10 protein-coding genes are annotated in these 10714 nt (G+C 63.5%); 4 read left to right on the forward strand and 6 right to left on the reverse strand.

The features are described 5' to 3' along the window. Window positions 1-16: 16 nt before the first annotated feature. The 6 genes from K6T84_RS04200 to K6T84_RS04225 form a co-directional block, all read right to left on the reverse strand. On the reverse strand, window positions 17-958 hold the full coding sequence (locus K6T84_RS04200; RefSeq protein ID WP_408066048.1) for a hydroxymethylglutaryl-CoA lyase: 942 nt from the start codon (window positions 956-958) through the stop codon (window positions 17-19). Further along, window positions 955-2181 (reverse strand): acetyl-CoA hydrolase/transferase family protein, encoded by a 1227-nt coding sequence (locus K6T84_RS04205; protein WP_225400615.1) that lies wholly within the window; start codon window positions 2179-2181, stop codon window positions 955-957. The genes K6T84_RS04200 and K6T84_RS04205 overlap by 4 nt, the downstream gene beginning before the upstream one ends. Next, window positions 2178-3380, reverse strand: a complete 1203-nt coding sequence (locus K6T84_RS04210) for a thiolase family protein (protein ID WP_225400614.1) — start codon at window positions 3378-3380, stop codon at window positions 2178-2180. Before K6T84_RS04210 ends, K6T84_RS04205 begins: the two co-directional genes overlap by 4 nt. Continuing rightward, window positions 3380-4147: an SDR family NAD(P)-dependent oxidoreductase gene (locus K6T84_RS04215; protein WP_225400613.1), complete on the reverse strand. Its 768-nt coding sequence runs from the start codon at window positions 4145-4147 to the stop codon at window positions 3380-3382. The genes K6T84_RS04210 and K6T84_RS04215 overlap by 1 nt, the downstream gene beginning before the upstream one ends. Then, entirely contained in the window at window positions 4147-5313 is a 1167-nt protein-coding gene (locus K6T84_RS04220; protein ID WP_225400612.1) for an acyl-CoA dehydrogenase family protein, read from the reverse strand. The genes K6T84_RS04215 and K6T84_RS04220 overlap by 1 nt, the downstream gene beginning before the upstream one ends. A gap of 112 nt (window positions 5314-5425) precedes the next feature. Further along, window positions 5426-6505: an acyl-CoA dehydrogenase family protein gene (locus K6T84_RS04225; protein ID WP_225400611.1), complete on the reverse strand. Its 1080-nt coding sequence runs from the start codon at window positions 6503-6505 to the stop codon at window positions 5426-5428. Between the two features lie 107 nt (window positions 6506-6612). On the opposite strand from K6T84_RS04225, the gene K6T84_RS04230 reads away from it, so the two are divergent. The 4 genes from K6T84_RS04230 to K6T84_RS04245 all read left to right on the forward strand — a co-directional run bounded on the left by K6T84_RS04230 (window position 6613) and on the right by K6T84_RS04245 (window position 10668). Further along, a complete protein-coding gene (locus K6T84_RS04230; RefSeq protein WP_225400610.1) occupies window positions 6613-7374 on the forward strand; it encodes a FadR/GntR family transcriptional regulator in 762 nt (253 codons plus the stop codon). Window positions 7375-7463: 89 nt separating this feature from the next. Further along, the gene (locus K6T84_RS04235) at window positions 7464-8822 is read left to right on the forward strand and encodes an ATP-dependent 6-phosphofructokinase (RefSeq protein WP_225400609.1); all 1359 of its coding nucleotides are present in this window, start codon (window positions 7464-7466) and stop codon (window positions 8820-8822) included. A 5-nt stretch (window positions 8823-8827) separates the two neighbouring features. Further along, entirely contained in the window at window positions 8828-9853 is a 1026-nt protein-coding gene (locus K6T84_RS04240) for an NAD(P)H-dependent glycerol-3-phosphate dehydrogenase (protein ID WP_225400608.1), read from the forward strand. Window positions 9854-10095: 242 nt separating this feature from the next. Continuing rightward, on the forward strand, window positions 10096-10668 hold the full coding sequence (locus tag K6T84_RS04245; protein WP_225400607.1) for a cytochrome c oxidase subunit 3: 573 nt from the start codon (window positions 10096-10098) through the stop codon (window positions 10666-10668). The last annotated feature ends 46 nt before the right edge of the window (window positions 10669-10714 follow it).

The following is a 10714-nucleotide window of genomic DNA, read 5'->3' on the forward strand; positions in this document are numbered from 1 at the left end:
CTTGTGACGGTTGGGTTTAGCAGCAGGACGAGGCGTTGGCGGTCGGTTTCCAGTCGATTGGTCCGGCAACGATCGAGTGACTGGTCAGTTTGCGGTCGAGCACATGTTGGGCAGCGCGGGCGGCGTCGATCAGTGCGGGCAGCGACACCTCGGTGTCCACGCCCATCTCATGGAACATGCTGATCAGATCCTCCGAGGCGATGTTCCCGGTGGAGCCAGCGGGTACCGGGCAGCCGCCGAGCTCGCCGAAGCTGGACTCGAAGCTGGTGCAGCCAGCCTGTAGTGCGGCATACGCATTGGCCAATCCCTGGCCGCGGGTGTTGTGGAAGTGTGCGGTCACCTCGACGCCGGGCAGGCGTCGGATGGCGGCGGTGAAGAACTCACCGACGTATGCGGGGTTGGCCATCCCGGTGGTGTCCCCGAATCCGATCTCGGTGGCGCCTGCCGCGGCGAACTGCTCAGCGATGTCAAGAACTCGTGTCATCGGCACTCTGCCCTCGAACGGGCAGCCGTAGGAGGTCGCGATCACGGCGGCGCATCGCAAGCCCTCGTCGACGATGCGCTTAGCGATCACCTCGTTGTCGGCCATCGACTCGGCGATGGTCCGGTTCACGTTCTTTCTGTTGTGCGTCTCCGAGGCGCTGACGAAAATCGCTACTTCGGAGAAGGTTTCGCGTACCTTGAGCGCGTTGTCGAGTCCCTTGCTGTTGGGCACCAGGACCATCAGTTCGACGTCGTCGGGCACTTCGACCCCGCGCAGCACCTCGACACCATCGGACAGCTGCGGGATCACGTCGGGTCGCACAAAGCTGGCCACCTCGATGCGGCGCAGGCCGGTGCGGGCCAGCTGGTTGATCAGATGGATCTTGTCGGTGGTCGCGATGGTTTCGGGTTCGTTCTGAAACCCGTCGCGTGGACCCACCTCGCGGATGTGGACGTGTGCGGGCAAGCTGCTCACAATCTTTTCCTTTCCAGCTCGAGTTGGTCGCGGAACTCGGGGGCGGCAATCGCGCACAGCCGGCGCGCCCGCTCGGTGATGCTGCAGCCGCGCAGGTGCGCGACGCCGTATTCGGTCACGACGGTGTCGACGTCGGAGCGTGCAGTGGTGACCACCCCACCTTCAAGTGCCGGCTTGATAGTCGAGGCTCCGCGCGAGGTCGCCCGCAGCGCGATGATGGATCGCTTGCCGGTCAATGCGGCAGCCCGGGCGAAGTCGACTTGCCCGCCGACCGCGCCGACGTACACGCCGTGGGACACCTCTGCGCCCACCTGCCCGGTGAGGTCGACTTCGACTGCGAAGTTGACAGACACCAGTGATTGCAGCTGCGAAAGTATCTCCGGGCTATGCGTATAGCTGGTTGGCAGAAACCTGGCGGGCAACTCGGGCACCCGGTTATACAGCTCGGTCGAACCCAGTGCGGTGCCGGCGATGATCAGCCCGGGGTCGATCTCCTTGCACGCACCTGTCACGACGCCCTTGTCGACTAGCCGGAGTAGCCCGTCGGTGACCATGCCGGTGTGAAAGCCCAAATCCTGATGTCCGGCCAAGGCGTCGAGGATCGCAGTACCCAGCGAGCCGACTCCCAGCTGTACGGTGTCGCCGCTATCGATGAGTTCGCCGACGTTGGTGGCGATGCTCAGCTCGGTAGTACCTGGCGCCCGGGTGGGATCTTCAGTCAGCGGCCGATCGGTGGTGATCGTTGCCGCGAACCTGTCGAGCGGAATCCGTTGGGTGCCTTGCGTAGCCGGCATCCGCTGGTTGATCTCGGCGATCAGTATCGGTGTGTGCGGGATTGCGTCGGCGACGTAATCGACGCCAATTCCCAGTGAGCACCCGCCTTCGGTGTCGGGCGGTGACACTTGTAGCAGACCGACATCGCACGGTAGCCGACGCTCGGCGAACATCCGCGGTAGTGCTGAATAGTGGCAGGGCACCACGTCGAGTCGCCCGGACTTGCTGAACTCCCGAAGCTCGCCGAGCCCGCCATAGGACACTATGGACGCGTCATCGGGCATGCTGATCGCAAGCTGGTCATTCCAGCTGAGGCCGGTGAAGACCCGCAGTGGGCCGATCTGGTCGTGTTGTGCCAACAGCGCGTCGACCAGTGGACGCGGTTCGGCGGCGGCCTGGCCCCACCAGACGCCGGAGCCCGCAGTCAAGTACTGGCCGAAATCGATCATGCCGATACCCGTTGGATCAGCGTTCCCGTACCCAGCCCGCCCCCACAGCACATTGTCACCAAGCCGAGATCGGCCTCACGGCGGTCCAGCTCAGCGATCAAGGTGGCGATCAGTCGGGCCCCGGTGGCGCCGACAGCATGGCCCAACGCGATCGCTCCGCCGTTGACGTTGACCCGGTCCATGTCGGGCTGTAGCTCACGCTGCCAGGCCAGAACCACCGAGGAGAAGGCCTCATTGACCTCGAACAAGTCGACGTCATTGACGTCGAGGTTGTTTCGTTGCAATAGCTTACGGGTAGCCGGGATGGGGCCGGTCAACATGATGATCGGGTCGACGCCGACAGTGGTCTGGTCGACGATCCGGGCTCGGACCCGCAGGCCGAATTGCCGTGCGGCATCCCCGGAGCACAGCAACACACCGGCGGCGCCGTCACTGATCGGCGACGATGATCCGGCGGTGATCCGGCCGTTCTCCTTGCGAAAGACCGGCTTGAGGTTGGCCAACGTCCCTGCGGTGGTATCCGGTCGCACACATTGGTCGCTGGTGCGGACCTGACCATCAAGAGTCATCGGCACCATTTCGGCGGCGAACCTGTTGTCGGCGACGGCCTTTACGGCATGGTGGTGTGACCGAGCGGCAAATGCATCCATCTCCTCTCGGCTCAGCTGCCAGCGGTCGGCGATCAGTTCGGCGCTTTCGCCTTGGTGCACAAAGGCATAGCGGTCGCGCAGATCGACCGGCCAGGGATCGCCGTATAGTTCGGAGATCTTGGCGGGCGAGTCTATTGGGACGTGTCCCATGTTCTCCACCCCGCCGGCGATCACGACGTCGTGGGTACCCGATGCCACCAGCGCGGCCGCCATTTCCACCGCGGTTTGCGCTGATCCGCAGCGCCGGTCCAGCGTGGTGGCCGGCACCTCGGGCGGATAACCGGCCTGCAGCCAGGCGTTGCGGGCGATGTTGCGGGACTGCTCGCCGAACGGGGCGGTGCAGCCGATCACCAGATCCTCGACCATCACCGGGTCGATGCCGCTGCGGGCGATCAGTTCGATGTAGCAGGCGGCCAGCATTGCGTTGGGGTGAATATCGCGGTACCACCCGCGTTCCGGATGGGATTTTCCGGTCGGGGTGCGCACCGCTTCGGCGATGTAGACTTCACGGCCCGTCGAGGCGAAGGGGCCAGTTACCTTGCGGCCCATCAGATCACCGTCCCGCCGTCGACCGGCAGTACCTGACCGGTGATGTAAGAGGCGGCGTCGGAGGCCAGAAAGACGAATGTTGGCGCGATCTCATCCGGATAAGCCCAGCGGCCCAACGGGATTCGAGCCAGGGTCTTGGCGGCCAGCTTCTCATTGCTGCGGATGTTTTCGGTCATCGCGGTCGCGGCCAGTGGTGCGACTGCGTTTACGGTCACCGACTTACGGGCCAGCTCACGGGCGAGAGACTTGGTCAGTCCGATAATACCGGCCTTGGCGGCCGCATAGTTGGCCTGTCCGATGGTCCCGGTCAGTCCCGCGGCGGAGGTGACGTTGATGATGCGACCGGTACCGTCGCTGGCCAGATGCTCAAGCGCAGCCTGGCTGCACACGAAACTGCCGAACAGGTGGATGTCGACTATGCGGCGAAAGCTCTCCTCCGAGAGATTCTCGAACATCGCCGGGGCGATGGCGCCGGCGTTGTTCACCAGGATGTGCAGGCTGCCGCCACCAAGTTCGGCAGCGGCGGTGGCCGCTGTGCCTGCCGCGAACGAGTCGCGTACATCCAGGGCGAATGGTTTTGCGGTTCCGCCGGCCGTGGTGATCGACTCCGCGGTGGAGGCAGCGGCGTCCTTATCGATATCGGTTACCAACACCGCTGCACCAGCGGCGGCGAAGGCACGGGCGATCGCCGCGCCGACGCCACTTCCCGCACCGGTGACCAGTGCTGCACGGTTGTCGAGACGAAAGACGTCATGCTGCTTGGTCATCAGTAGCTCCTCGGGAGACCCAGGACGTGCTCGCCCAGATAGTTGAGAACCATCTCCTGACTGATCGGGGCAATGCGTGTCAACCGAGCCTCCCGGAAGTATCGGGCGACGTGGTACTCCTCGGAGTACCCCATGCCGCCGTGAGTTTGCAGTGCGCGATCGGCGGCGTCGAACCCGGCGTCGGCGCACAAGTATTTGGCCGTATTGGCTTCCCGCCCACACGGTTTGCCGTTGTCGTAGAGCCAGGTGGCCTTGCGCAGCATCAGTTCGGCGGCATCGAGGCGGGCCAGTGAGTCGGCCAGCGGAAACTGGATACCTTGGTTCTTTCCGATCGGCCTGCCGAACACCTCGCGCTCGTTACCATAGCGCACCGCGGTGCGTAGTGCGGCTCGTCCCATGCCCAGCGCCTCGGCGGCAATCAGGCACCGCTCGGGATTCAGGCCGTCGAGGATGTACCGGAAACCCTTGCCTTCCTCACCGACGCGGTCTTCGATGGGAATTTCGAGTCCGTCGATGAACAACTCGTTGGAGGACACGGCGTTTCGACCCATCTTAGGGATGGGACGGATGTCGACCTTGCTCCGGTCCAGGTCGGTGAGGAACAGGGTGAGGCCGTCGGTTTTGCGTGCGGCATCCTCGAATTTCGTGGTGCGCGTGAGCAGCAGCACTTTCTCCGATTCCAGTGCTTTGGAGATCCACACCTTGCGGCCACTGACGACGTAGTGGTCACCTTCGCGTCTGGCGAAGGTGGTGATCTTGGTGGTGTCGAGCCCCGCGCCGGGTTCGGTAACGCCGAAGCACACATGCAGGTCACCGGTGACGATGCGGGGTAGCGTGCGGGCCTTGAGCTCCTCGGAGCCGTGCACGATCACCGGATGCATGCCGAAGATCGACATGTGCATGGAGCTGGCGCCGTTCATCCCGGCGCCGCTGGCCGCCACCTCCTCCAGCAGGATCGAGGCCTCGGTGATGCCGAAACCGTGGCCGCCGTATTCCTCTGGGGTAGTGATGCCGAGCCAACCGCCCTCGGCGAACGCGTTGTAGAACTCAGTCGGAAACTCGTGGTTCTGATCCTTGGTCATCCAGTAGTGATCGTCGAACTTGCCGGCCAGCTCTGCAACGGCAGTGCGGATCGTCTGCTGATCCTCGTTCAACTCAAAGTTCACAACGCTCCCCGCTCAACGAACTGTAGGACAAATCAACCTGATGTGAGAATGATACTAATGGACAGACCAAAATGGAAGTTCAACATCTGACATGGTCGTTCCGGCCGTCGGGTCAGGCGGGCGCTGGCAGGAGCGGCAGATTCTGTGCGATGCACTCGTTCCAGGATGCTGGAGTGCCGAAGAGCACTCGGTCGAGCTTTGCCCGCTTGTAGAACAGGTGCAGGTCGTGTTCCCAGGTGTATCCGATCGCTCCGTGTAGGGTCAACGCACTGTCGGCCAGTTCGGCCCCATGTTCGGTGACCTGCGCCTTCGCCACAGCCGCGTGTGTTGCATGCTCGGGCTGACCTTCCTCGGTTGATTGTGCCGCGTAGTAGACGATCGACATCGAGGATTCCACGGTGACCAGCATCTGTGCCGCGGCGTGTTTGACGGCTTGGAACGAGCCGATCGGGTGCCCGAACTGCTGACGCTGTTTGCTGTACTCGACGGCCAACTGCAGCATCCGTTCGCAAGCTCCGAGAGCGTCGGCGGCTGTCAGAACCGCTGCCCTGGCGGCGATCTCGCCAAGCGCCGCGTCGGGGCCGATGTCCAGCCGGCGCGCCGTGACGTCGTCAAGAACGACGTCGGCGACATCGCGTGAACGGTCCAGCAGCGGCCTCGGGCGCAGCTGGACGCCGCCGTCCGTGCTGTCCACCAGCCACAGCGACGTGGTGTGGCCGTCCTGGACCGGGACCAGGAGCCGCTGTGACCGGCCGGCGCCCAGAACGCAGGGGATCCGTCCGTGTAGCCGATCGGCGGCTATGCGTACCGAAGTTGTCGCCGACGGGATCTGGTCGGCGCGCACGGCCAACGCGGTCACCTCGCCGGACTCTATGGCGGCGCGTACCAGCGCTGGTTCGCCGGCCAGGGCAGGCAGGATGATCGCCGACTGCAGCCAGCTTGTCGACGGTGCCGCTGCTCGGCCCAGCTCACGGGCGGTGAGAGCTAGCTCCAGCAGGCCGCCGCCCTGGCCGCCGAGGTCATCGTCAAAGCCGACGCCGGCCCACCCTTCGCTGACGAAGATGTTCTCGAAGCCGGTGGAATCGCCGGCTTCCCAGCAGCTGCGGACCGTTGTCGAGTTCGCGCGTTCGCCGAGCCACTCGCGCAGCGAGGTGGTGAACAGTTCCTGTTCTTCGGAAAGCTCCCAATGCATCGCCATCTCTCCTGCCGCCGATCGGCCGTGATCGGGCTCCGTGCCCGGGACGACCGAGGATAGATAATGGTATCTTCGGTCTGACCATAAACCAAGAGGGGCATGCGATGGAACCAGCGGCAGCCAAACCCTCGCGATCCGACCTCAGGCTGAGCCCTGTGGACGTCCCGAAATCCTCCGACGTCCTCGCCGGGGAGCTCCGGGAGCGAATCCTCAACGGCGAACTCGCCGAGGGCATTGCGCTGCCGGCGGAGCGTGAGCTGGTTAAGCAAACGCAGATGAGCCGGGCCACCGTGCGTGAAGCACTGCGCATCCTGGAAGTGCAGAACCTGGTTCGGGTGAAACCGGGTCGGGCGGGCGGCGCCTTCGTGCAGCGACCGACCACCACGTCGATGGTCAACTCCGTCACCATGCTGATCAGGGGGCAGCACATCAAACTCGGTGACCTGATGGAGGCCAGGGAGGCATTGGAGCCGTGCTGCGCCGAGCTTGCCGCCCGCAACCGCACCGACGAGGACCTCGCTGAACTTGACCGAGCCAACCGGGCGATCGCTGACCCGGCGGCTGACCTCGCACAATTCCTGCAGGCCAACCTGGACTGGCACGTCGGTGTGACGATAGCCAGCCACAATGAGCTGTTGATGGGATTCATGCTCGCTCTGTCCAAAGCCATCTACACCGGTACCGAGAACGCCGCGTTCATCGACTCCGAGATCCGCGCGGCCACGGCCAAGGCGCACCGGGCGATAACAGAAGCGATTCGGGGGCGCGACGACGCAGCGGCGGCACGGCGCATGTGCCGACACGTACACCGCTACGCCGACGAGTTGGCCGAATCGGGTCAACACGATGCCGTCGTGGTCCGATAGCTTGTCGGGATCCCGATGCTGAGTGGGTTTGCCGCAGCTGACGGCAACCTCGACCGCCTGCCTCGAAAGGGGGACCATATTGGGCCCTGTTGAAGGAGGCGCGCGCAAGCCGGATCGGTGATGCTGACGACGTGATAGAGGCCACACCGGTGCGGTCAGATTTCGAAACCGCTCGGCTGGGCGAATGCAGATTCGTCTCGCCGTTCCGAGCAAGCCGTTTCATTGATACGGAGAAACGGCTGTTGTTTCGCAACGACGTCGATGAGCTGCGGGCTCAACTGGATGCCGATGTCGAACCGCCTTCTTTCGAACTGGCGGGACCCAGGGAGAGGATCTACTTCGATCCGGCCGAACTGAGGTGCGGGATCGTAACGTGTGGCGGACTCTGCCCCGGTCTGAACGATGTCATCCGTTCTATCGTGTTCTGCCTACGCGAAAACTACGGTGTCCCGACGACGTACGGGTTCCGGTTCGGCTATGAAGGCTTGATAGAGCGCGATGCACTGGCGCCGATCGAATTGACGCCCCGTCGAGTGAGTCAGATCCACGAAATCGGCGGTACGGTACTGGGCTCGTCCCGCGGACCGCAACCTGTCGATGAGATCGTCGACACGCTTGAGCGGTTCGGGATCCAGTTGTTGTTCACGATCGGTGGTGACGGGACATTACGGGGTTCGCACGCGATAGTTCAGGAGATACGGCGACGGGGACTGGCGATCGCAGTTGTAGGTGTACCGAAAACCATTGATAACGATATCTCTTTCATCGACATGTCTTTCGGCTTCGACACCGCCGTCGAAGCGGCTCGCCAGGCGACGCGCGCAGCTCACGTGGAGGCCTCATGCGCACGGTCCGGCATCGGCTTGGTCAAATTGATGGGCCGCGATTCGGGGTTCATCGCCAGCTTTGCGACGCTCGCCGACACCCAGGTCGGTCTGTGCCTCATCCCGGAAGTCCCGTTCAGCATTGATGACGTCGTCCGCATCGCGGAACGGCGCATCGAGCGAGACGGTTCCGTGGTGATCGTTGTCGCCGAGGGTGCCGGTCAACACCTGCTTGCCGAAGTGGCCGAGTGCGATGCCTCCGGAAACCGCCGCTACGCCGATATCGGCCTCTATTTGAGAGATCAGATCAAGGATGCTTTTCGATCGGGAGGAAGTTCGGTGAACATCAAGTACATCGATCCGAGTTACATGATTCGCAGTCTCCCCGCCAATGCCAGGGACGGAAACTTCTGTCTCCGTTTGGGACATGCGGCCGTGCATGCGGGTATGGCGGGTCACACGGACACCGTCGTCGGTTCCTGGCGGCGCCGTTTAACTCATGTCCCGATCCCCTTGGCGGTCTCGTCACCAAAGCGGGTCGATATCGACGGATACCTCTGGCAGACGGTCCTTGCGGTGACTGGTCAGTACACCGATCTGATCGGCGCGGCCGGCAAGAAGTGAACGGCATGGTGCCTACGCAGCGTGAACTGAATGTCGTTGTCCTGGGCGGCGGTTCCTGGGGCACCACCGTTGCCTCCATCTGCGCGCGGCGCGGTCCGACGCTGCAGTGGGTGCGCTCGGCGGAGACCGCCGCTGACATCAACGACAATCATCGGAACAGCCGCTATCTGGGCGATACCGCTGTGCTGTCGGACACGCTGCGTGCCACCACCGACTTCTCCGAGGCTGCGAGTCGCGCCGACGTCATCGTGATGGCGGTGCCGTCCCACGGGTTCCGCGGGGTACTGATCGAGCTGGCCGCCGATTTGCGGGCGTGGGTACCGGTGGTGTCGCTGGTGAAGGGCCTGGAGCAGGGCACCAACATGCGGATGAGTCAGATCGTCGAGGAGGTGCTGCCCGGGCATCCGGCCGGCATCCTGGCCGGGCCCAATATCGCCCGCGAGGTCGGCGAGGGGTATGCGGCGGCGGCGGTGCTGGCAATGCCCGACCAGCACATGGCCGCCAACTTGGCCGGATTGTTCCGCACCAGGCGGTTTCGGACCTACACCACCGATGATGTGGTGGGGGTGGAAATGGCCGGAGCGCTGAAGAATGTGTATGCGATAGCCGTCGGCATGGGCTACTCACTGGGCATCGGCGAGAATACCCGCGCCCTGGTGATGGCCCGCGCGGTGCGCGAGATGTCCAAGCTCGGCGAGGCCATGGGCGGCCACCGAGACACCTTCTCCGGACTGGCAGGGATGGGTGATCTGATAGTCACCTGCACTAGTCAGCGCAGCCGCAACCGGCACGTCGGCGAACAACTCGGCACCGGTAAGAGCATTGAGGACATCATCACGGCGATGAACCAAGTCGCCGAGGGTGTCAAGGCCGTCAGTGTGGTGATGGAGTTCGCTAAAAAATACGGGCTGAACATGCCGATTGCCCGCCAGGTGGACTCCGTCATCAACCACGGGGCCACCGTCGAAGACGCCTACCGCGGCCTCGGCGCGGAGCAACCGGGGCACGAGATCCATGGAGTCGGGTTCTAAGCGGCCAATCTCGGGTTGCCCCAAGGGGAGAACAAAGTGTGCTCGTCCGAGGGATGTCCGCGGTCGCTGAGTCCGCAATGCTGAGGCTATCTGATCGACCGTGAGGCGGATTCGGGCTATCGGTGTGGCTGATGGGCTGCGAAAGGAGTTGGTTCTGGTGGCCAATGGGTGCCGGGTGCGGAGTCTCTTGATTCGCAGCGGTACCGACGGTGCTGCCGTCGGTGGCCTGAACGGTTAGACGCATGCAACTGGTTACCGTCGACGAAGCTCGGCCCAGGCGGCTGCCCGGCGCCGAGGGCGTGTGGGTGTTCCTCGGCGCGGATTCGGTGATCTTCGCGATCCTGTTCCTGACTTTCATGCAGGATCGGCAGCGAAACCCCGCGATGTTCGACGCAGCTCGGCAGACGCTCAACATGAACTTGGGTGGAATCGACACACTGATCCTGCTGACCAGCTCCTGTGCGGTCGCCCTTGCGGTGCAAGCCATTAAGCGTGACCTCATCGCTCACGCATCGCGCTACCTGCTGGTAGGCGTGCTCACCGGAGTCATGTTCGTGATTTCCAAATCGATTGAGTACACCCAGAAATTGACTCACGGCATCACCCCGGCGACTGACACCTTCTACATGTGGTACTTCACGCTGACCGGCATCCACCTCACGCACGTGCTACTGGGAACCAGCCTGCTGACCTACGTCTGGGTCAACTCCCGGCGCGGTTTCTACGACAGCGCGCGTCGCCTGGTCCCGGAGTCCGTGGCGTCGTTCTGGCATCTGGTCGACTACTTGTGGATCGTGCTGTTCCCCGAGCAATGATCAGAACCTGTGGATGACCCTCGGTGGGGCGGCATGAAAGTGGGCG

It is taken from the genome of Mycobacterium zoologicum, assembly GCF_020181635.2.
Lineage (GTDB): Bacteria > Actinomycetota > Actinomycetes > Mycobacteriales > Mycobacteriaceae > Mycobacterium > Mycobacterium zoologicum.

Coding starts and splice junctions, on each gene's coding strand:
- K6T84_RS04215 (WP_225400613.1), bottom strand. CDS start 4,147: ATGACCAAGCAGCATGACGTCTTTCGTCTCGACAACCGTGCAGCACTG.
- K6T84_RS04225 (WP_225400611.1), bottom strand. CDS start 6,505: ATGCATTGGGAGCTTTCCGAAGAACAGGAACTGTTCACCACCTCGCTG.
- K6T84_RS04245 (WP_225400607.1), top strand. CDS start 10,096: ATGCAACTGGTTACCGTCGACGAAGCTCGGCCCAGGCGGCTGCCCGGC.
- K6T84_RS04240 (WP_225400608.1), top strand. CDS start 8,828: ATGGTGCCTACGCAGCGTGAACTGAATGTCGTTGTCCTGGGCGGCGGT.
- K6T84_RS04210 (WP_225400614.1), bottom strand. CDS start 3,380: ATGGGCCGCAAGGTAACTGGCCCCTTCGCCTCGACGGGCCGTGAAGTC.
- K6T84_RS04205 (WP_225400615.1), bottom strand. CDS start 2,181: ATGATCGATTTCGGCCAGTACTTGACTGCGGGCTCCGGCGTCTGGTGG.
- K6T84_RS04230 (WP_225400610.1), top strand. CDS start 6,613: ATGGAACCAGCGGCAGCCAAACCCTCGCGATCCGACCTCAGGCTGAGC.